The organism is Candidatus Poriferisodalis sp. (assembly GCF_965204195.1).
GTDB lineage: Bacteria > Actinomycetota > Acidimicrobiia > Acidimicrobiales > Poriferisodalaceae > Poriferisodalis.
Genome location: NZ_OZ241975.1, coordinates 3,296,363 through 3,318,870, shown reverse-complemented (window position 1 = coordinate 3,318,870; position 22,508 = coordinate 3,296,363). Strand labels below are relative to the sequence as shown.

General features: G+C 67.4%; 13 protein-coding genes. 6 read left to right on the top strand and 7 right to left on the bottom strand.

Annotated features, from left to right (window positions below; translation table 11 throughout):
- Positions 1–38 precede the first annotated feature (38 nt).
- From ACOGI8_RS14835 to ACOGI8_RS14825, 3 genes are all read left to right on the top strand, one after another.
- The gene (locus ACOGI8_RS14835) at positions 39–2,438 is read left to right on the top strand and encodes a xanthine dehydrogenase family protein molybdopterin-binding subunit (protein ID WP_419854569.1); all 2,400 of its coding nucleotides are present in this window, start codon (positions 39–41) and stop codon (positions 2,436–2,438) included.
- A 192-nt stretch (positions 2,439–2,630) separates the two neighbouring features.
- A complete protein-coding gene (locus ACOGI8_RS14830) occupies positions 2,631–3,890 on the top strand; it encodes an ABC transporter substrate-binding protein (RefSeq protein ID WP_419854568.1) in 1,260 nt (419 codons plus the stop codon).
- Positions 3,890–5,788: a hypothetical protein gene (locus ACOGI8_RS14825; protein WP_419854567.1), complete on the top strand. Its 1,899-nt coding sequence runs from the start codon at positions 3,890–3,892 to the stop codon at positions 5,786–5,788. Before ACOGI8_RS14830 ends, ACOGI8_RS14825 begins: the two co-directional genes overlap by 1 nt.
- A gap of 37 nt (positions 5,789–5,825) precedes the next feature.
- On the opposite strand, the gene ACOGI8_RS14820 is transcribed toward ACOGI8_RS14825, so the two are convergent.
- The 4 genes from ACOGI8_RS14820 to ACOGI8_RS14805 all read right to left on the bottom strand — a co-directional run bounded on the left by ACOGI8_RS14820 (position 5,826) and on the right by ACOGI8_RS14805 (position 11,937).
- Positions 5,826–8,663, bottom strand: coding sequence for an ABC transporter permease subunit (locus tag ACOGI8_RS14820; RefSeq protein WP_419854566.1), 2,838 nt, complete (start codon positions 8,661–8,663; stop codon positions 5,826–5,828).
- 72 nt (positions 8,664–8,735) lie between these two features.
- Positions 8,736–9,692: an IS481 family transposase gene (locus ACOGI8_RS14815; protein ID WP_419854565.1), complete on the bottom strand. Its 957-nt coding sequence runs from the start codon at positions 9,690–9,692 to the stop codon at positions 8,736–8,738.
- Between the two features lie 111 nt (positions 9,693–9,803).
- Positions 9,804–11,153: an ABC transporter substrate-binding protein gene (locus tag ACOGI8_RS14810; protein ID WP_419854564.1), complete on the bottom strand. Its 1,350-nt coding sequence runs from the start codon at positions 11,151–11,153 to the stop codon at positions 9,804–9,806.
- A gap of 13 nt (positions 11,154–11,166) precedes the next feature.
- Positions 11,167–11,937: an ABC transporter ATP-binding protein gene (locus ACOGI8_RS14805; protein WP_419854563.1), complete on the bottom strand. Its 771-nt coding sequence runs from the start codon at positions 11,935–11,937 to the stop codon at positions 11,167–11,169.
- Positions 11,938–12,049: 112 nt separating this feature from the next.
- On the opposite strand from ACOGI8_RS14805, the gene ACOGI8_RS14800 reads away from it, so the two are divergent.
- Positions 12,050–13,201 carry a serine hydrolase domain-containing protein gene (locus ACOGI8_RS14800; protein WP_419854562.1) on the top strand — a complete coding sequence of 384 codons (1,152 nt, stop codon included), beginning with the start codon at positions 12,050–12,052 and terminating at the stop codon, positions 13,199–13,201.
- 96 nt (positions 13,202–13,297) lie between these two features.
- The gene (locus tag ACOGI8_RS14795) at positions 13,298–14,557 is read left to right on the top strand and encodes an LLM class flavin-dependent oxidoreductase (protein WP_419854561.1); all 1,260 of its coding nucleotides are present in this window, start codon (positions 13,298–13,300) and stop codon (positions 14,555–14,557) included.
- A gap of 31 nt (positions 14,558–14,588) precedes the next feature.
- Here ACOGI8_RS14795 and ACOGI8_RS14790 read toward each other — a convergent pair whose 3' ends face one another.
- Entirely contained in the window at positions 14,589–16,988 is a 2,400-nt protein-coding gene (locus ACOGI8_RS14790) for a CoA transferase (RefSeq protein WP_419854560.1), read from the bottom strand.
- A 124-nt stretch (positions 16,989–17,112) separates the two neighbouring features.
- Between ACOGI8_RS14790 and ACOGI8_RS14785 the strand changes: the two genes are divergently transcribed.
- Positions 17,113–18,264 carry an MFS transporter gene (locus ACOGI8_RS14785; RefSeq protein WP_419854559.1) on the top strand — a complete coding sequence of 384 codons (1,152 nt, stop codon included), beginning with the start codon at positions 17,113–17,115 and terminating at the stop codon, positions 18,262–18,264.
- A gap of 37 nt (positions 18,265–18,301) precedes the next feature.
- Here ACOGI8_RS14785 and ACOGI8_RS14780 read toward each other — a convergent pair whose 3' ends face one another.
- Both ACOGI8_RS14780 and ACOGI8_RS14775 read right to left on the bottom strand, forming a co-directional pair.
- Positions 18,302–20,572 (bottom strand): xanthine dehydrogenase family protein molybdopterin-binding subunit, encoded by a 2,271-nt coding sequence (locus tag ACOGI8_RS14780; RefSeq protein ID WP_419854558.1) that lies wholly within the window; start codon positions 20,570–20,572, stop codon positions 18,302–18,304.
- Positions 20,573–20,680: 108 nt separating this feature from the next.
- Positions 20,681–22,396 carry a flavin-containing monooxygenase gene (locus tag ACOGI8_RS14775; protein WP_419854557.1) on the bottom strand — a complete coding sequence of 572 codons (1,716 nt, stop codon included), beginning with the start codon at positions 22,394–22,396 and terminating at the stop codon, positions 20,681–20,683.
- Between the last annotated feature and the right edge of the window lie 112 nt (positions 22,397–22,508).

Sequence of the window (22,508 nt, the reverse complement as noted above, 5' to 3'; positions counted from 1 at the left end):
AGAGCAGCCGGTCGGGAACCGGCGGAGAAGAGAGCAGCGTGGCAGACGAGCCATTCCGGCTGGATGAGACAACACCAACCGAGGGCGGTCCTTTCGGCAAGCCCGTGCCCCGGCGCGAAGACAGCCGGCTGCTGCAAGGGCGCGGTCGTTACATCGCGAACGTCCGCTACGACGGGCAGCTCGCCGTGGCGTTCGTGCGGAGTCCCGTGGCTCACGCGCGGATTATCTCGGTCGATGTCTCGGCTGCCCGGCAGGCGCCCGGCGTGGTCGATGTTGTGACCGGTGCCGACCCGGACTTCGCCGACCTGGCGCTCGTCGCCGAGTCTGCGCTGCAGACCCATGTGAACACCCCCCAGATGGTGCTGGCGACCGGCAAGGTGCGCTACCAGGGTGAGGCTGTTGCGGCGGTGGTCGCCACCACCCCCGCGGCGGCGACCGACGCCGCCGAGCTCGTCGATGTGGCCTACGACGAGCTCCAGGTGCATGTCGACGCCGTGGCTGCTGCGACGGATCCTTCCGAACCGGTGCACGACATCGCGCCCGACAACCTCATCGTCACTCGCACCTTCGACGCCGGCGACGCGGACGCGGCAATTGTCGGCTCGCACCTGGTGCTCGAACGTCACTACCGCACCAACCGGCACGGTGCCACGCCCATGGAGGGTCGCGGCGCCGTGGCTGTCTGGAATCGCGAGGGCACCAAGCTGACGCTGCACGCCACCTCGCAGGTGCCGTACCTGCATCGCGCCGGCATGGCCAAAGTGCTCGGCGTGGCCGACAGCGCCGTGCGCATGGTGGTCGGCGACGTCGGCGGCGGGTTCGGCATCAAGGGGGCGCTGTATCCCGAAGACGTCGTGGTGAGCCAACTCGCTCGGCGGCTCGGCTGTCCTGTGGGATGGGTCGAGACTCGATCGGAGCACATGGCAACTGCGCTGCACGCACGTGACCACCAGTACTCGCTGCGGGCCGGCTTCGAGGCCGACGGCACACTGGTGGCGATCGATGCGGTGCTGCATGCCAATGTCGGCGCCTACAGCTCGCCGCCATGGACGGCGGGCATCGAGCCGCTCATGGCTGGCGGCCTGCTGACCGGCCCCTACAAGCTCTCCCATTACCACTGCGAGGTGCTGGGCGTGGCCACCAACACCACGCCGACCGGCCCGTACCGGGGTGTGGCCCGACCAGCGACGGTGTTCGTGATGGAGCGCCTGCTCGACGATGCAGCCGCCGAGCTCGGCCTGGACCCCCTCGACATCCGCCGCCGCAACCTCGTGGCTCCCGACGACCTGCCCTACACCGCTCCCACGCGGCTGGTGCACGACTCACGCACCTACCTCGACTGCCTCGACCAAGCCGTCGAGCTCATCGACTACGACGGGTTCCGAACACACCAGGCCCAAGCCCGCGCTGCTGGAGTCGAACGGCGCGCGTTGGGCATCGGCTTCGCTTGTTACAACGAGCTGACCGGTCTCGGTCAGAAGGCCTCAGCGGGTCCGCGACTGCCGTTCCGCACCGGCCACGAATCGGCTGAAGTGCGCGTCGACCCGTCCGGAGCGATCACCGCGGCCATGGGCGTCACCTCGCAAGGCCAAGGCCTTGAGACCACCATGGCGCAGGTGGTGGCCGCCGAGCTCGGCGTCGGCGTCGAACAGGTGACCGTCGAGATGGGCGACACCGACCGCATCTCGTTCGGGATGGGAGCGTTCGCCAGCCGCCAGGGTGTCATCGGCTCGGGTGCAGCAACGCTGGCAGCCCGCGCCGTGCTGACGAAGGCGTTGGTCATCGCGGCGCATCTGCTCGAAGCCGAGCCCGACTGGCTGAGCATCGACGACGGCTTCATCCACACGCAGGACGCGCCTGCTGTCGGCATCACCCTCGGCGAGGTGGCGCACGTGGCCTACTTCGAGCCCCACCGCCTCCCGCCCGGCCTCGAGCCCGGCCTGGAGGCCATGCGCTTCTACGACCCGATGACTGGCACCTTCGCGGCCGGCGCGCAGGCCGCAGTGGTCGAAGTCGACCTCGACACCGGCGAGGTGGAGGTGCAGCGCATCGTGTGCGTAGAGGACACCGGCCGCGTGATCAACCCGATGATCGTGGAGGGCCAGATGCACGGCGCCATCGCCCAAGGCGTGGGCGGCGCGCTGTACGAGCACTTCGTCTACGACGCCGACGGCCAGCTGCATTCGGGCACGTTCATGGACTACCTGGCCATCACTGCCGACCGGATGCCGTCGATCGAGCTGGGCCACATCGCCGATCCTGCGCACAACCTGAACCAGATCCGCGGCGTGGGCGAGGGCGGCACCCTCGGCCCCTACGCCGCCATAGCAAACGCCGTCTGCGATGCGCTTGCGCCGTTGGGCATCAGCATCGACGAGCTGCCGCTCAGCCCCGCCCGCATCCACGCCGCAATCGCTGCTGCCCGCTCCCAGCCCTAGAGCGCAGCGTCCGGCGCCCGCGTGGCGATGTCACTGCACAAATGCGGGCGATGTACGCACTGCAGACCTGTGTGCACCTGTTGCATGCGCCAAGACACATGCATTCCGAATATACGAGCCGTTCACATCTACGATCGCCATATCCATCGATGGATGGAGCGCTCCCGCGACTCTCAGCAAAGGAACGACGCAATGTCTACCCCCCCCCCCCCGTTGCTCGGGCGGTTGGCAGCTCTGGTTGCGGGCGTGGCCATCTTGGTGGCGGCGTGCACCGGTGCCGCGCCTGATGAAGGCGTAACGACCGGTACATCAGAGGCGCCCGCGCCGGCGACAGTGCCGGCGGCCGGTGATCAACCGACGCCGGGGGTTTCCGATGATCGTGTCCTGTTCGGGCAGTCCGCGGCGTTCAGCGGGCCGGCCCAGGCGTTGGGACATGCCATGCGCTTGGGCATCGAGGCCGCGTTCGCGGAACAGAACCGAGCAGGCGGGGTCCACGGCCGCATGCTCGAACTGGTCACGCGAGATGACAGGTACGAGCCGGGATTTGCGTTCGCGAGCACACGTGAGCTGATCGCCCAAGAGCGAGTGTTTGCGCTGATCGGAGAGGTGGGAACGCCGACGTCGCGCTCGGCTGTCCCGCTCGCCGAGTCGCGGGCTGTGCCGTTTGTCGGACCGTTGACCGGCGCCGGCTTCCTTCGCGATCCCGACCTGAATTCGGTGGTCAACCTGCGGGCCTCCTATGCGCAGGAGACCGAGCACATGGTGGAGCGGCTCACCGAAGACCTGGGCGTCACTCGGGTGGCGGTCATGTACCAGAACGACTCGTTCGGCCAGTCCGGCCTGAACGGTGTGACCGAGGCCCTCGACAAGCGCGGGCTGGCACCCGTTGCCACTTGGTACTACGAGCGGAACTCCAGCGCGGTGAAGGCTGCGGTGTTCCACATCGCAGAAGCGCAGCCCGAGGCGGTCATCTTCATCGGTGCTTACCAGCCGGTGGCCAAGGCGATCACGCTGCTGCGCATGGACGTTGATCCGGTCTTCATGGCCGTTTCGTTCGTGGGCGGCAACGCGCTGGCGCAGGAGCTGGGAGATGAAGCGTCCGGTGTGTTTGTGACACAGGTGGTCCCGATTCCCGATGATGCCGGGACCCCGGTCGTGGCGGAGTACCGCGAGGCGCTCAGCGAGCTCGATCCGAGCGCAGTGCCCGGGTTCGTCTCGCTGGAGGGGTACCTGGCGGGACGATTGGCCATCGTGGCGCTCGAAACGTGCGGAGCAGATGTGAGCCGCGCGTGCTTCTTGGGCGCATTCACCGAGCTCGGCGCCATCGACCTGTCCGGCGTCAGCCTGCAGTACGGCCCGGGTGACAACCAGGGATCCGACGAAGTCCTGCTGACGGTTATCAACGACGACGGCAGCTTCGTGCCGGTGGCCAACCTTGGGGACACGCAGTAATGGGCCGTCTGCGGGTGTCGGCCCGGCTGGCGACGATCACGCTGGTCGTGTTCGCGATCATCGCTGCGAGCACGGCCGTCGGCTGGGTCGTTGCCGGCGACTCGGCGACTCCGGCGGATGACGAACCCGACATTGGTGCGGTGACGAGCGCGCTGGCAGTCGTGCGGCAGGTGAAATCCTTGGCGGACGCTGCCACGGTGGCAACGCACGCGGGCATGACTGCAGAAACGTTGGCGGAGTCCCGAGCCTCGATGGACGCAGAGATTGAGGCTCTGTATGAGCAGCTTGACGCCTTGCAGAGCGCAGGGCACTCGCAGGCAGCGGCGACGATACGTGAGCTGACCAATGAGCTTGTGCAGCGCTCTGCGGAGATCGAACGCCGACGACTCGCCCTTGCCGAAGTCCGACGCGAGTCCGAACGACGCCGGCAAGAGATCATCGCCATGACCAATTGGGAACTCGTGCCCGCATCAGTGGCGAGCGAGGACGACGTGTTCTACGGCTTGATCACCGACCGCAGCGATGCCGTCGCACCCGACGACCTGCTGCGGTACTCACGCCTCGCGCTCATGACCCAGCAAGTCGACCAAGGATCGGTCCTCCTCGAAGTCGCGGCCAGGCAGTCGGACATCGCCTTCATTGCCACGGTCGAGGAAAACGTCGATCTGGTGATGTATCAGCTCGAAGACAGCATCGATGTCTTCGCTGAGGACCCCCACCCAGATCTGGAACCCACGCTGATTCCGCTCGCGAGGGAACTCGTGGACGGTGCCTATGGCGAGGCGAACATGATCGACATGATGAAGATCCGCTTGGGTCTGGCCGCGCAGGAGGCGCGCGATATCGCCGCAGTCGATGGGACGGTGGCGGCGCTGCAGGCGGAGGCCACGGCGTTCCTGACGCAAGCGGTCGACAGCGTCGGATCCGTCGATGGGTACCTCGGCATCGCCGACGTTCTCAATGCAGCTCTGGCAGCTGACCAGCACGTGGGCGCCGTCGCGGCGGTTGCCACGGCCAGGAGCGCACCGACGACGCCGCTGGGTGATCTGCCGGCGGTCCGCGACGCTGCCGCAGCCGACCTGTCCGGCATTCGCCAGCACCTGGAGGTCTTGGAGGGCGCAGGCCATGGCGACGCCGTCGTGGGCCTGTACTCAGCCGTCGACGGTCTGCAATCCAATGTCGACGCGATTCACGATGGCCGCGCCGAACTCGTCGAGGCTCTCCAATCTGCAGCGGGTCAACGGGCGCAGCTGAGGGCCTTCTTCGACTACCAGCTTCGGCCGGCGGTGGTCTCGAGCCTCGACAACCAGCTGTATTACATGCTGACCGGCCGCAGCGAGTTCGCCGACGGCGGGGCGAGCGGTGCTGGTCCGCTGTCACGTGAGGAGCTCGTGCGGTACCGGCACTTGGCGCTCATCTTCAACCCGCTCTTCCGGACCTTCTCGGGCCTCATCATCGCCATCATCATCTCCGAGCCGACGCTGATCGCCGAGGCCGAGGAGAGGTTTGCGACCGCGGCCCACCGTCTGGAGTCGAGCATTGCGTATCTGGAGCAAGAGGGCGGAAGCGAAGTACACCCCCAGTTGGTCCCGCTGGCACGCCAGTTCATTGCCTTCGGCAACGGAGATGCGAACTTCTTCGACTCGCTGCGACACCGGCTTCCCCTCATCGCTCAAGAAGCAGAGCTGATCGAGTCGAGCCGTCAAGCGACGCTTGCGCTGCAAGCTGGCATCGACACGCTGCTCGACGACGTCCTCTCCGACGCTGCCACCCTGGATCCCGATGCCAACGAACCTGATGCACGCGTGATTGTGCTGGTGATCGGCATCGTCGCTGCCATCGCGACGCTGCTGATGGCCGCTGAGGTTGCCCGGCGCCGCGATCCCGAGTCGGTCTGAGCCGTTCGTTCGAGGCGTCAACCGGGCTCAGCGTCGCTCAGGTGTGAGCGCCCGAACCCAGATAGGCATCGACCACGGTCTCGTTGGCCCGGATCTCCGCTGACGTGCCCTCCGCGATGATCTGACCGAAGTTGAGCACATAGATGTAGTCGCAGATGTCGAGCACGAGATTCATGTCGTGGTCGATCAGCAAGATCGACACGCCCTCCGATGCCACATCCAGCAACCGCACGCCCAGCGCGATGCTCTCCGCGGTGGTCAACCCTGCGGCCGGCTCGTCAGCGAGCATTACCCGGGGTTCCGACGCCAGCGCGCGTGCAACACCGAGCAGCTTCTGGCGGCCGAGCGGGAGGTTGGCTGGTCGTGTATCGGTGTCACCGACCAAGCCGACAATTTGCATCGCTGCATCAACCCGCGAGGTGTCCGCTGGCCGCTCGGGTACAACGAGATCGGCGAGCACCGAGCGCATCGAAGACCGCTCGGCGGCAACCTGCACGTTCTCCCGCACGGTCAGGTCACCGAACAGCTCCAGCGACTGCCATGTGCGCGCCAGCCCCCGCTGGGCGCGCACATGGGGGGCTTCACGGGAGAGCCGTTCCTCGCAGAACGTCACACGCCCACGGGACGGCACGAAACCAGTCAGTGCGTCGATCAGCGTCGTCTTGCCGGCGCCGTTCGGCCCGATCAATCCCACGATCTCGCCCTCGCGAACTCGCAGCGACACCTGGTCCAGTGCCTTCAGCCCGCCGAAGCGCACCGTGAGATCCTCGACCCCTAGCACGACCGGTGCGCCCTCGAAGCTCCTCTGGCGCTCCTTGCGCCGATACTCCGACAGGCGGACCGACTCGCCCGGTGTCCCGGGGCCGGGCTCGGCGGGCATCGCTCCGAGATCGCTGCGTTCGCGCGCCTCTGCCCGGGCCCGCCTGCGTGACCGGAATGCTCGCAGGCGTGCGAGATTCTGGCGGTACGCGCCGGCCACACCTTCGGGGAAGAAGATCGCAGTGGCCACCAGGGCGACACCAGCCACCAATTGGTACCACCGGCCCAGTTCGGCGATCCGGTCTGCGGTGATGTAGACGATGCCGAGCGGGGCGAACAGCCCCGCGATGATTGCGCCGGGCACGCTCGTGATGCCGCACAGGTAGGCCAGCGCCAGGAAGCTCAGGCCGATGAGCACGGCGAAGCTCTCCGCCGAGAGCTGTCCCCGGCTGTAGCCGATGAACGCGCCGCCCACGCCAGCCAGGAACGACGCCAGCGCGAACGCCAGCATCTTCGTGCCCGCGACATTGATGCCGACCGACGCGCCCGCCCGCTCGTTGGAACGAACGGCCAGGAAACGGCGCCCTGTCGCACTTCGGGCCAGATTGCCCACGGCAATGGCGCACACGGTCACCACGGCCAGCACCAGGAATCCGAATTCCATACGGGCGAAGTTCCTGCCCTCGCGAATGCTGAGGTTCGCCCCGAAGAACGAAGGACCTGTAATGGGATTGCCGTACAGGCCGGTGATGGCGGAGTTGCGAAACACGAACTCCTCGAGCGCGACCGCACCGGCCAAGGTGACGACCGCGAGCTGCGCACCGCGGATGCGGAGGGCCGAGACGCCCACCACGAGTCCGAAGGCGGTGGCCATGAGCGCTGCCAGCAGCAGCGAGATGGGAAACGGGATGCCAACCGAATCGCCCAGCTTGCTGAGCGCGAAGCCAGCGGCTCCCGCGATGGCGGCCTGGGCCAGCGAGATCTGGCCGACGAGGCCGGTCAGCACCACCAGCGACAGCATGACGATCGTCATGATCATGCTGGTCATGATCCCGATGCGGTAGCTGCCCTGTGCCACCGCGGTCAGCACTCCGGCCGCTACCACGGCCGATGCGACCACGCTCGGCCGCATCTTCGGCCGAACGACCTCGGGCAGGGCATCGGCTTCGACGGCGCCACGGGTCGGCAGGTTGTGGCCCAAGCCGAACAGGGCGATCACGATGACCCCGAACGGCAGTGCGTCGGGTATGCCGGTGATCGCCCAATCGGGCCACCACGGATTGGTGGTCTGGTACACGACGATCGACTGGAAGATGCCGAGCCCGAACGCCGCCGCCACGGTGACGGCGATCGACAGCAACCGACCGATGACCGCCGCGGCGAGCGCCGGAACGATCGCGAGGTAGGTCCACGGGCTGAGGGAGACGACCGGCGAGGCCATGATCAGCAGGAAACCGACGAGGGTGCTCGACAGCACCCACGTTGAACCGGCCAGCACCTGCGGTGAGTAACGGGCCAGGCTGACCGCCCGTTCATTCTCGGTAGAGGCCCGCGTGGCGAGCCCCAAGCGCGTGAAGCGGAACCATGCCCATGCCGCGGCGGCGGTCAGCAGCACGACGGCAGTGAGCCAGAGGCGATCGCGAGAGAAGCTGACCCCGGCGAAGCTCACTGGCTCGTTGGGCAGGATCGGAGCGACGACGCGGGCGGAGCTCATGAAGTGCATCACGATCAGGGCTTGGATGATCAGCAGCACGCCCACCGACGCGACCACGCGAGCCAGGATCGGGGCTCGTCGGAGCGGCCGGAAGACCAAGAAGTGCACCAACAGCCCGACGAGGCTGCACGACAGCACGGCGAGGACGATGGCCACCCCGAAGGGCACGCTGCCCGAGCTGCCTCCGAGGCTGATGCGGCTGCGGATGAGCACCAGCGGCAGCACGAGATCGCCGGTGTCGCTGAGCTCGTCGTAGACGTACGCCCCCCACATCGCCATCGCGCCGGTGGCGAAGTTGATGATGCCGGTGCCCCGGTAGGTGATGACCAGGCCCATCGACAGCGCCGCGTAGAGGCAGCCCGATCCCAAGCCGATGATCGCGAAGAGCAGGTACTGGTCCACTTCGGCAGATCCGCCTCAGATTGCCCGACAACTCATCCGCAGATGCTCGCAGATGGATCGGAGGCTGTGTGGCTAATTGTCGGTTCTAGTGAGGTTGTGTGCGCGTGATGCGGGTGGGCCGCCGACGGCGGTGTGGTGTCGGTGGCAGTTGTAGTCGTGGACCCAGCGCGTCAGGCGGATCCTGCGGTCGGATTCTGATCTGAACACCCGGGCGTAGAGGAACTCGTCGGCCAGGGTGCGGTTGAACCGCTCTGCTTTGCCGTTGGTCTGGGGGCGGTAGGGCCGGGTGCGGCGGTGCTTGATCCGCCGTTCGGCGAGCAGCTCGGCGAACTTGGCGGAGGTGAAGTTCGGGCCGTTGTCGGTGAGGACCTCGTCGACGGCCATGTTGTTCGCCCAGAACCAGTCCTGGGCGCGCCGCCAGAACCCCACCAGCGTGTCGGCTCGTTCGTCATCGAGCGCCTCGACGTACGCGACCCGGCTGTAGTCGTCGATAGCGACGTGCAGGTAGGTGTAGCCGCGGCGCTTGCGGCGCCGCCGTTTGGTCTTGGGCGACCCGCGGCCGTGCACCCGCCAGCCGCCCCCGGGCGGCACCTTGCCAATTTTCTTGACGTCGAGGTGCACCAGCTCGCCGGGCGCACAGCGCTCGTAGCGGCGGATCACCCGCCCGGTGGGACGGTCCATCCAGGCGAGCCGGTTCAGCCCGTGACGGCGCAGCACACGCCAGATCGTCGAGGGGGGCACTCCGGTGCGCGCAGATAGATACGCCGGGCCCCGCTTGGTCGAGCGCCGCAGCCGACAGATCCGCTCCTCGGTGCGGGCATCGGTGCGCCTGGGGGAACGGTGCGGCCGGCTGGAACGATCCCGAAGACCCGCTTCGCCCTCAGAGCACCACCTATGCCACCACTTCGCGACCGTGCCCCTCGACAGGCCCATCTGGCGGGCCACCTCGGCCTGGGTCGTCCCCGCCTCGATCCGTTCGACCAGCAACAGCCGCCCAGCGGGCGTCAAGCGAGCATTAGCGTGAGACATCGAGCCTCCTGATGTGTCCGTGTTGTTGTCGCCAACACCACGTTCGCACAGGAGGCTCAACCCATCACCCTGCTACCAACCTCTATGTCCAGAACAGCTAATGGCTGTTGTCTAGAGCCCGCTCAGCTCGTACGCGTCAAAGAGCCCATCGCCGACCACGATCCGGCGCAGCGATCCGTCGTCGGCCTCGACCACCTGCCAGACCATGATGTGTGACATGCAGTGCGAGGACTCCGGCGGCCATGGTGCTTGACCGCAGCGCAGGTTGGGGCCGAACCATCCGGGAGTCTCGCCGGCGTTGGTGAACGCGTCGGTGATCGACTCGGAAGTGATCGGGCCATCGATGGTCTCGAGGATGAACTTGATCTCGCGCCATGCTCCGTAGGGGGCGATGGCGAAGCCCTCGATCAGCTGCTCGTGACCGGCCGCTGTCATGTGGTCGGCGTACTCAGCGAGGCGTTCTTGGATCTCGGGCGGCGCAAACTCGGCAACCCACGGGACCCACTGGTCGCCCTGGGTGTAGGTGCCGATGGCGGCAGACCCGAGCACGCCGATGTACAGCGTGCAGGACCCGGCGAAGATCGGCTTGTCGAAGCCGCTCGCGGCGGCCGATCCGACCATGCCGATGCAGCCGAACTCGTCAAGCTGGCCCATCATTCCCTCGACACCGGCGGACTGCGCCGCCGCGATGGCGGCGGTCCAATCGGGCGCCGCGATGTCGACCACGACGCGCTCCATCTCGATGCCGTAGTGCTCGAGCACCGGGGCGATGATGTTGTCCATGAAGTCGAGGGCGGTGGAGGAGTCCTGGACGACGACTGCGATGTGGTCGATGCCGAGTTCGGAGAAGGTCTTGGCGGGTCCCACGGCGAATGCCCCGGTTGCCACGTGGAGCAGGAAGGAGCCGGGACTGTTCCTCTCGGTTTGGCCCCACGAGTGGGACGAGACGTAGGGGATGCCGGCGTCGAGCCACAGCCCGAACGCCGCTTCGGAGCCCAGCTCGACGCCCATGTAGGCCATGTCGACGTCTTCTTCGATCAGCTTGATCGCGCAGTTGATGGCGCTCTCGGGCGTGCCGTCGGAGAGGCAGACGACCGGCTCGATCATGGCGCCGTGGATCCCGCCAGCGTCGTTGATCACCTCGATGGCCACCTCGCCGCCGATGCGCAGCTCCGGCAGCGAGATGTTGCCGCCCTCGTTGTTGACGTAGCCGACCCGGATGACCTCGCCGGTGCGGTCGATCGGCGCCGCATCGCCCGACGCGTCGTCGCCTCCCGCTGCGACGCCGCCAGCGCCGTCGGCGGTCGTGTCATCGGTCGCTGTGCCGGTGTCCGTGGCGGCGCCGCTCGAAGCCGTGGTGGTCGGGGCGTCGTCGCCAGTGCCGTCTGAACCGCCGCACGCAGCTGCCAGAAGACAGAACGCAACGAGCAGCGCCAATGATCGTGCATGTAGATGTCTCATGGAGCCTCAGACGCTACTCGTGGTCGAGGGTGCGCTCCCCGAGGTAGCTGGCTTCGAGCACCTCGGGTCGCTGCGCCAACTCGTCCGCAGTGCCCGACAGCGCCAGCTCGCCGTGATTGAGGACATACGCCCTGTCGGTGATCGCGAGTGCGGCATGCACGTGCTGTTCCACCAGCAGCACGGCGGTGCCGGTCTCGTCGGCGATGCGCCGTACCACCGGCAGCAGGCGCTCCACGATGATCGGCGCCAGCCCGAGGCTCATCTCGTCGACCATCAGGAGCTTCGGATCAGCGATGAGCTTGCAGCCCAGCGCCAGCATCTGCTGCTCGCCGCCCGACAGCAGACCGGCGCGGCGGTCTAGGAGCGTGTCGAGCGCCGGGAACCAGCCGATGATGTCCGCTTCGGTCACCTCGCTGCGACGGTGCCGGTGCAGGCGCAGGTTCTCAGCCACCGAGAGCTGGAAGAAGATGCCGCGGTCCTCGGGCAGCAAGGCAGCGCCCCGGCGCGCCACTTGGTGAGCGCTGGCACCGTCGAGCGGCTCGCCGAGCACATCGATCTCGCCGTCGATCGGCCGCAGGATTCCTGCGATGGTCAGCAGCGTGGTCGTCTTGCCGGCACCGTTCGGTCCCAGCAGTGCCACCACCTCGCCGGGGTGGACATGCAGCGACAGGTCACGCACGGCGGGCACGCCGCTCCAACCGGCCACGAGGTTCCGCACGTTGAGCGCAGGAGTCGTGGCTGGCCCGAGTGTGTCGACCGGTGTCTGGGTGTCGGTGTTGTTCATGCGTGTACCTCGGAACCAAGCTAGGCGTGGGGAGTGCTCGGCGATTGACGCTGCCATGCTGTGCGCCAGACGGGCCTGCAGGGTGCAGGGCAACCGTGATTCGGGAGGCGGCATGGAGATACACGGCACGTGCAAGGAGGGATTCGAGGCAGTCCGCGACGCCTTCGAGCGGAACTTTGGCGAAGGCCTCGAAGTTGGTGCAGCGGCGGCGGTGACCGTCGACGGCGAGTCTGTCGTGGACATCTGGGCCGGAGACGCCGACACGAACGGCACCCCGTGGGACCGGGACACGATCGTGAACGTGTACTCCACCACCAAGACCATGGCGGCGACGTGCATGCTCGCCTTGGCTGATCGGGGCGAGCTGGATTTCGATGCGCCGGTGTGCGAGTACTGGCCCGAGTTCGCACAGAACGGCAAGGAGGGCGTGCTGGTGCGGCACGTCATGTCGCACACGGCGGGCCTGCCCGGGTTTGTGCCGCCGGTTTCGGCCGAGGATCTGTACGACCTCGACGCGATCGCCGAACAGCTCGCTGCCCAGGAACTGTGGTGGGAGCCAGGAACCAAGTCGGGTTACCACGCCGTCACCCAGGGCAACCTCGAGGGCGAGATTCTCTACCGCATCACCGGCAAGCGCATGGCGGAATGGTTCCGCACCGAAATCGCCGAGCCGCTCGGTGCCGACTTCTGGATGAGCCTGCCCGAATCCGAAGACCACCGAGTCGGCGAGCTGCTTCCGCCCCCGTCCCTGCTGGAGGTGCTCGAAGCGAGCGGGGTGCCGATCGACCCTGATTCGATTGCCGTGCGCACCTTGGCGAGCTGCTCGCTTGACGCCACCGAGCCCCGGACGCGTGCGTGGCGAGCAGCCGAAATCCCGGCGGCGGGCGGGATCGGCAATGCCCGCGCGGTTGCGCGGGTGCACTCGATGCTGGCCTGCGGCGGAGAAGTGGACGGCGTTCGGATCATGTCCGAGGCCGGGGCGCGCAAGGGCCTCGAAGAGCAGGTCGACAACATCGACGAGGTGCTGATGCTTCGACTGCGGCACGGCCTGGGATTCGCCCGCCAGCTCGACGGCTGGGTGACCAGCCCGAATCCGAACCACATGTACTGGGGTGGCTGGGGCGGATCCATCGCCGTCGTCGACTTCGACGTGCGCACCTCGGTGGCCTACGTGATGAATCGGATGGATGCCGCCATCACCGGCGACCCGCGGGGCGGTCGCATCGTGGATGCCGCCTTTGCCAGCATCGCCGCGGCGGACTGAACGCAACGAGCCCGCTGCTGCTCACTGGCGGGCGCGCCGAGTCGCGCCAGTTACGGCACACTACGAGCCGCTCATCGCCGCTCGAAGGGAACCGGCATGCGCTTCAGCATCTTCTACGAACACCAACTGCCGCGCCCGTGGGACGACGGGGCCGAGGCTCGCATCGTGCACGAGGCACTCGAACAGGTGCAGCTCGCCGACAAGCTGGGCTTCAGCACCGTGTGGGAAGTGGAGCACCACTTCCTGGAGGAGTATTCGCACTCCTCGGCACCCGAGGTGTTCCTGTCGGCATGCGCCGCAACCACCCAGAACATCCGCATCGGGCACGGCATCGTGCCGGTGCTGCCGGGCTACAACCACCCGGCTCGGGTGGCTGAGCGCATCGGCACGCTCGACATCATCTCGAACGGCCGGGTCGAGTTCGGCACCGGCGAGACGTCGAGCGACATGGAGCTTGGTGGCTTCGAGATCGAGCGGGCCGACAAGCGGGCCATGTGGGAAGAGGCCGTCCCCGAGATCGCCAAGATGATGGCGCAGTCGCCGTACGAGGGGCACACCGGCAAGTTCTTCTCGATGCCGGCGCGCAACGTGGTGCCTAAGCCGTTGCAACGCCCGCACCCGCCGATGTGGGTGGCGTGCAGCCAGCGCGACACGATCCTGATGGCGGGCCAGCGAGGCCTCGGCGCGCTGAGCTTCTCGTTCATCGATCCTGACGAGGCCCGCCAGTGGGTGTCGGACTACTACGAGGCCTTCGAGGCCTGCACCGACCCGGCGGGCCTCGCGCCGAACCCCAACATCGCGGTGACGACGGGCTTCATGTGCCACCCCGATGAGCAGACGGCGATCGACCGGGGCCTCGACGGCTTCCACTTCTTCGCCTACTCGCTGCTGCACTACTACGCGTTCGGCACCCACACGCCGGGCGCCACCGACATCTGGACCCAGTTCGAGGAGAACCGCGAGGAGATGGGCTTTGCGAAGCTGACCGCCACCGTGCAGGCGGCCGTCGGCTCGGAGGGCGCGGAGAACCTGGTGTCGGCTGGCGGCCTCGACTCGCTGCGCGGCTGCATCGGCACGCCCGACCAGATCCGCGAGTTCGTGCGGGCGTACGAGGACGCTGGTGTCGACGAGCTGATCTTCGTGAGCCAGGCGGGCCGCAATCGCCACGAGGACATCTGCGAGTCAATGGAGCTGTTTGCCCGCGAGGTCATGCCCGAGTTCGCCGAGCGTGCCCCCGGGCGGGAGGCCGCAAAGCGCGAGCGCTACGCCGAGACCATCGAGCGGCTCCAGAACTTCCACGATCTCGACCTGACACCGGAAGTCACCACCACCGTGCAGGCTGCCGCCAGCGCCTGAGGCGCCGCGCCAGTACGCCACCTGCGCGCGCTCAATCGGTGTGAGCCGTGGCGGGTTCCTGAACGACTCCCCGGGCGATCAGGTCGTCCACCGCATCGGGCGCGTATCCCAAGACATCGGTCAGAACCTCGACGGTGTGCTGGCCGAGCAGCGGCGCCGGGCGTCGCAGCCCGTTGGGGCCGTCGCTCAAGCGCCAGGGGACACCGGGCACCACCCGCTCGCCGGTGCGTGGATGGTGAGGCCGCTCGAGCATGCCGATGGCTTCGAAGTGGGGGTCGCCGGTCCACAGCTCGTGCGATGCCAGCGAGGGAAAGGCGGTGACGCCGACCGCCTGCAGCTCCTCGGTGATCTGCCAGCGGTCCCGCGTCTGCGTCCACGCCGAGATTGCGGCATCGAGTTCTGTCTCGTTCCGCTTGCGATTCGCGGCGCCGGCGAACTCCGGCCGGGTCGCGAGGCCGGGGTCGATGACCGTGCACAGCGACTGCCACATGTCTTCGTCGGTGCAGGCGATGGTGACCCATTGATCGTCTCCGCGGGCCGGGTAGCAGTTGTGGGGCGACCAGATCGGGTCGTGGTTGCCGATGGGAGCGGGCGACTGGCCGCTTTGCTGGTACTGCATCCAGCCCTCACCGACGGTGGCGGCAACGGCTTCGGCCATCGCGACATCGATGGTGGCGGCGATGCCGCTGCGACGTCGAGCAGCGAGCGATGCCACCACCGCCCACGCGGCGGTGATTCCTGTGCACGGATCGCCGATGGCCACGCCGGTCTCGTACGCCGGACCGCCTTCGTAGCCGTTGGAGGCGTACAGGCCGGCGAATGCCCCGCCGGCAGGTCCGTACGCCACATACTGCGCGCAGGGGCCCGTGCTTCCGTACCCGGACAGCGAGGCGATGACGACATCCGGGTTTATCGCACGCAGTTGCTCGACGCCGAACCCGAGTCGATCCATGACGCCGACGCCGAAGTTGTCGACCACCACGTCGCTGATGGCGACCAGCCGTGCGACCACCTCCACAGCATCCGGATGGGACAGGTCGATGCCGACGCTGCGCTTGTCGCTGTTGTAGAGCTGAAACAGGCCCGAGGTGTCATGCGACGGCGGGCTGTCGGGCGGGCTCAGCGGCAGCCGCCGGAACATGCAGAGGTGATCGGGAGATTCGAGCTTGATGACGTCCGCGCCGAGGTGGGCCAAGATCTGCGTGCAGAACGGACCGGCCCAGATCCAGGTGAAATCGCAGACCCGCACGCCTTCGAGCGGGCGGCCTCCTGCAGCTGCGGGCGTTGTGCTGCTGGCGCTCGCGGCGGCTCCGGCGCCCTCAGCGGCAACCGTCCTGTGCCGCCAGCTTTCCCCTTCGTGAGCCCCTGCGTCAGGCGCTTCGGCGGCGAGATTCCACCACGGCTGATCGATCTGGAACCCCGGACCCGGCAGCTTCAGCCCGTCGGGCGTCGTGGCAAAGAACCCCCGCTCGGCGAAGTGCCCATTGGCTTCGAGCTGGGCCATCGTGTTCACCGGCGTCACGGCAATCCGAGCAGCTTGGGCGGCGTGGTAGATCTCATCGGCCCGCTGTTCGGCGAACCACTCGGCCAAGTACATGTTGACGACATCGGAGTTCTGGGTGCGGTCGGGACCGGTGGCGAACACGTCGAGTGATGCCCACTCGGGAGAGCCCATGAGCTCCACGAACGACTCCCACTGGGACTGCTCGGGGCAGATGAGCTGCAGCAGCCCGTCGACACACTGGAAAATGCGCCACGGCACCACCGTGCGCGTGCCCAGCCGCGAGGCCTCCACGCCCAGGAACGAGACCGACGCCGGAGCGACCTCGGTGAGCTTGGCCGCTGCGGCGACAGCCGAGAAATCGATGTGCTCACCGTGGCCGCTCACGACGGCACGTTCGGTTGCCGCGAGGGCCACGATCGCGGCCACCGAGGCCACGTTGATGTTGGCGTGATGCCCCGGTGCCTTCAGCGGTGGCAGGTCGGGATCGGCGGCGCCCCCGGGTGACAGATTTCCCCAGCTCGACCCGTGGATGACATTGATCTCGGCCGCGTCGTAGTGCGCGTAGGGCCCCGTGAGCCCGAACGGGGTGATGGACAGCACAACAAGCCGGCTGTGCTGCTGTGTCAGATCGGCCAAGTCACGACGATCGTGAATCACCAGGTCGGCACCGGCGATCAGCTCGTCGCTCACTGACCAAGCGGAGCGCTTGTTGGAGTTCAGCCATCGGTGGACATCGTGGGGCCGCGACCTGACCAGGTCGTAGTCGTCCTCGATGCGTATGACGTCAGCGCCCAGGTCGGCGAAGAGCTTCGCCGCCCAGGCAACTCCCACGCTGCCGGCAAGCTCCAGCACCCGAACATGGGACAGTCCGGCTTCGGGAACAACGGGCGCCGGGCGGCGGGACGGCACCGGCGCTGCTTCGGCCATGACTGCCCCCGTTCGTCGCGCGGCGATGGTAGGCGCGAGCGATTGCGCTCTGGGCTGGAGCGCTATCGCCCGGACCCCTCCGACGACCGCGAAGTAGCGTGCGGGGGCTTATGGGGGGACGGCGGTGAACGGCGAGTGGCGCCGGGTGCTGCTCTATCTCGGCGGGATGATGGGCCCGCTCGGCACGTTCGTGATGCTGCCGATGATCCCCGAGCTGCGCGACACGTTTTCCGTCAGCACCAGCCAGATCGGCTGGGCGCTCAACGTCTACTTGGTGCCATTTGCCGGTCTGCTGCTGGTGTCGGGCACGCTCGGCGATCAGTGGGGAAGGGCGCGAACGCTGCGTACTGCCGTTGCGTTGTATGCCGTGGCGACGCTCGGCTATGCCCTGGCGCCGAACTTCGGGTGGTTTCTCGCGGCCCGTGCAGGCCAGGGCGCCATGAATGCGTTCATCACGCCGCTGCTGCTGGCGACACTCACCGAGACCGCGCCGACCGGGGGAATCGGTCGCATTGTGGGCCGTTACGCGGCGTGCCAGGCGCTGGGTCAGCTCTCCGCTCCGATGCTGGGCGGGATTGGTGCCGACACGAACTGGCGCATCGCCTATGTCGCGACTGCCGCGATCGGTGCGGTGATTGCACTGTTGTTGCCGGCCAGCGCACGCGAAGCTGAGCCGGACGCTCGCTGGAAGGCAGATGCCCCGCCTCGATTCCAGTCCTTGATGCGACGTCCAACGCTGCTGGTGGCCGCCACGGCATCGCTGTGCGCTATGGGACCCATCGGGGCCAGGATCCTCGTGAGCCTGAGCGGCCGCGATGTGGTGGGACTGACGGGTTCGCAGGTGGGAGTGCTGCTGCTGGCCGGCGGCTTGGCCGGCATGGCAGCGGCGCCCCTGTGGGGGATCGCGCTCGACCGCTTGGGCGGCCGGCGGGCGACCACCATCGCCATCGCCGTGTGCTCAGGCCTGGTGGCACTGCTTCCCGCCGCGGGTGCGGCATGGCAGCTGGCCGTTCTCTGGTTCGTCACTGGCGCTGCAACGCAGTCGGTGGTGGTCAGCTTCCAATCGCTCGCCTCGATTGCGGCACCCGACAATCGCGCGGGAGCACTGTCGTTCACGCTCTCGCTCCGATTCGGCGGTCATGCGCTCGGTGCGGTGATCTGGTTGCCCGTATTCGCCTTCAGCCCTACGTGGGCCTACCTCGGCTCTGCGGCGGCAGGCGCGTTCGCCATCGTCGCCGTTCTGGCCAGCCGGATCGACACTGCTGGCCCATCCTGAGACAGCGGCGCGGCAGCCCCGCTGGGAATGCCGAAGGTCAGGGGTGCTGCAGGTGCTGCCAGACCCGTTCTGGGGTGCACGGAAGTTCGACGTGGCGGACGCCGAGGTGCGCCAGCGCGTCGATGACGGCGTTGTGGACGGCCGGTGTCGCACCGATGGTTCCCGACTCGCCGATGCCCTTGGCGCCGAGCGGGTTGCGGTCGGTGGGAGTCTCCAGGGGGATTCGCTCGAAACTCGGCAGCTCGGCGGCCGAGGGGATCGCGTAATCCATGAAGTTGCCGGTCAGCGGGTTGCCGTCGCCGTCGTAGACGAACACCTCGCCGAGCGCATGAGCGATGCCCGAAGCCACGCCGCCGTGCACCTGGCCCTCGACGATCATCGGGTTCACGATGACGCCGGCGTCGTCGCACGTCACATGGCGCAGCGGGGTGACCTGGCCGGTGTCGCGGTCTACCTCCACCACCGAGAGCTGCACGCCGAACGGGAAGGTGGCCGCGGGCGGCTGGAAGTCGCTCTCAGCTTGCAGGCCGGGGCCTTCCGACTGGCTGGCATGCGCCGCTACCTGGGCCCAGTCGAGCGACCGGGCGGGTGTGCCGACCACGGCGAACGTGCCTGCGTCGGCGTCGAGCACGATGTCGGCGGGATCGGCCTCGAGCATCGCGGCGGCGGTCTCCTTTGCCTGCTCGACTACTGCCTCGGCTGCTTCGAATACCGCAGCCCCGCCTGTCTGGAGCGAGCGGGAGCCGCCGGTGCCTCCGCCGCGCTTGATCTCGTCGGTGTCGCCATGGCGCACCTCGATCATCTCGAAATCGATGCCGGTGAGGTCCGCAGCGATCTGGGCGTACGCCGTGTGGTGACCCTGCCCGTGGTTCGACGAGCCAGTGAGCACCAGCGCCGATCCGTCGTCGCGAACCTCCACGCTGCCGAACTCCGGAGCTCCCATCGGGTTCGAGATCTCCACGTACGCGCTCCAGCCCAACCCGAGCAGCCTCGATGAGCCCTCCGAACGGCGTCGCTCCTGTTCGGCCCGCAGGCCGGGATAATCCGCGGCTTCCATCACGGCGTCGAGGGCCTTGGCGTACTCGCCCGAATCCATGTCGGCGCCGGTCGGCGTGGTGAACGGGAACGCGTCGGGCGGGATGAAGTTGCGTCGGCGCAGCTCGCCAGGGTCCATCTCGATCTCGGCCGCGAACAGGTCCATCATCCGCTCGATCGCCAGCGCTGCCTCAGGGCGCCCGGCTCCCCGGTACGCGCCGACCGGCGCAGTGTTGGTGGTGACCGAGTTGGTGGACACCGCCACGTTCGGGATGTCGTACACGCCCGACGCCATGGTGCGGACGAACATGGGCAACAGCGACCCGATCATCGGGTAGGCGCCGGCGTCTTGCAGCGCGTCCACCTCGTATGCCGTCACGTTGCCGTCGCGGGTGCCCCCCAGGCGTGCCGAGTACGAGATTGCCCGCGCGTGCGTGAAGCCGACCATGGCCTCCGAGCGTGTCTCCGCCCAGCGCACCGGGCGTTCGAGCTGGCAGGTGAGGCGAGCCACCACGAAATCCTCGACGTACTGGGCGTTCTTGGCGCCGAAGCCCCCGCCGACGTCAGGCGTGATGACGTGCACCTGGCTGGGCTCCAGCCCGCAGAACGCGGAGAGCGTGTCGCGGGTTTGGTGCGGGAATTGGGTGCAAGCCCAGTAGGTGAGCCGCTGCGCACCCGCGTCCCAGGAGGCAAGGGCAGTACGAGGCTCGATGGGCGCCGCAGTCATCCGGGGGTTGCAGAACGCCAGCTCCACGACCACCTCGCAGGCGTCGAAGGGATCCTGCCCGTTCTGTTCGCCCGGCGGGATGGCGAAGACTGTGTTGGTGTCGGCCTCCGGGAACAGCAGCCGGTCATTGCGTGCAGCCTCGGCAGTGTCCAGCAGCGGATCGAGCGGTTCGTAGTCGGCATAGACCAACTCGGCGGCATCGATCGCTTGAGACTGCGACTCGGCGACGACCACGGCGAACGGCTCGCCCACATAGCGCACCCGGCCAGTGGCCAGCGGCGAGCGCAGCATCTGCTGGTTGAGCATCGGCATACGGGGCGGATCGGCGCTGAGCCCCAGATCGGCGGCCGTGAAGGCCCCCACCACGCCGGGCATCTCACATGCCTTGTCCACGTGGACGGCAGCGATGTCCGCGTGCGCCATGGTCGATCGGACGAAGACCGCGACGAGCGCGCCCTCGCATTCGACATCATCGACGTATGTGCCGCCGATGGTGAGAAGTTCGGGGTCTTCCTTCCGTTCGACGCGAGTGCCGAGCATGCTCATGGGCGGGCGACCTCCGAAAGCGGTGCCGCCTGACGATCAGGCAGCGAAACGGAACCGAGCCGAGACCCCAGTTCGCGACTGCCGGAGAGTAGTCAGTGCTGCTTCGGTTCAGCCGACGCCGACGGCCGTGCGCTCGGTGGCGAACGACACGCCCTCGTAGTCGTGGTCAGCGATCTCGTCGATCCGACGCTTGTACTTCGGAGCGCCGCCGTTGTACACGAGGTAGCGGATGGTGCCCTTCTCGTGGCCGTCCACATTCGAGTTGTAACCGGTGAACCAGCCCTGCGCCTTGCGCATCAGCATCATGCTGTACATCTCGATCACGTGGTTGGTCCACTCCCGCTCGGCGTCGGGGTCGGCCTCGAAGCGGGTGTAGTCGTGCTCCCAGACGAAGTCGAGCATGCCGGTCACCCAGTCGACGCCGATCTCGATGCCGCGCGGGTAGTTGGTAGACGCTGAGCCGCTCTGGGGCCCGGCGATGGTCATGAGGTTCGGGAAGCCGTTCACCATCAGGCCGATGTAGGTGACCGGCCCGTCCCGCCATTTGTCTCGCAGCTTCACACCGCCCGAGCCTCGGAAGTCGATCCGGTCGAAAGCGCCGGTGATGGCATCGAAGCCGGTGGCGTAGACGATCAGATCGAACTCGTAGTGCCGGTCGGAGGTCTGGATGCCAGTCGGCGTGATGCTGGTGATCGGTGTGTCCTGAATGTCCACCAGATCCACGTTCGGGCGGTTGTAGGTCTCGTAGTAGCGCGTCTCGAGCGGCACTCGCTGCACGCCGAAGCCGTGGTCCTTGGGGATCAGCTTGTCAGCGACGATCGGGTCGTCGACCCGCTCGCGGATCTTGTCGGCGATGAATGACGACAGCTCGGCATTGGCCTCCTCGTCGAAGAAGATCTCGCGGAAGTTGGCCATCCAGATGCCGAAGCCCGGCTCGCCGTACAGCTTCTCCCACATGGCGCGGCGCTCTTCGGGCGCGACGTTCCAGAAGCCGCGGCGGTCGGGCTCGTGCACGAAGCCGCCGGGCGTACGGGCGCACGTGTCGAAGATCTCGTCGTAGCGGGCGCGGATGCCGGCCATCTCTTCGTCGGAGATCTCACTGTTGTGCAGCGGGGCGCACCAGTTCGGCCGCCGCTGGAAGACCGTGAGGTGATCGGCCTGCTCGCCGATGGCCGCAATGGCCTGCACGCCGGTGGCGCCGGTGCCGATGACCGCCACCCGCTTGCCCTTGATCTCGACCGGATCGGCAGGCCAGTGGTAGGTGTGGAACGACGGGCCCTCGAACACGTCGGTGCCGTCGGCGTTGACGCCCTCGATGCGGGGATAGGTGGGTGCCGACAGCAGGCCGAGGGCGGTCAGCAGGAAGCGGCAGCTCAGGTCGCGGCCGTCGCCCAGGTGCAGGCGCCAGACGCCCGCATCGTCGTCGAAGTGCGCCGTCTCGACGGTGCAGTTGAACTGCATGTACTTGCGCAGGTCGAACTTGTCTGCGACGTAGTTGAGGTAGCGCAGGTTCTCGGGCTGGCCCGAGAAATGTTCCTTCCAGTGCCATTCTTCGAGCAGCTCGTCGGAGAACGAGTAGCCGTAGCTGTAGCTCTCCGAGTCGAAGCGGCAGCCGGGGTAGCGGTTCCAGAACCAGGTGCCGCCGAGATCGCTGCCCATCTCGAGCACGGTCGCATGGACGCCGCGCTCGGCCAGCCGGTACATCTGGTAGATGCCGGCCACGCCCGCGCCGATGATGATGACCTCGTAGTCGGGCATGTCAGCAGCCGACGGCCCCGCGCTGTGCGAACCGTTGGCTGTGCCGTTCGTCGTTCCCTCTGCCATGAGAAATCCCCCGTTATCGAGGCCCTGCCGGGGCCGGCGGTTGCGGGCGAACCGGCGGTTGCGACCCGGTTTCGGATCGCTTTGATGAACGCCCCAACCCTTGCGCTTCACC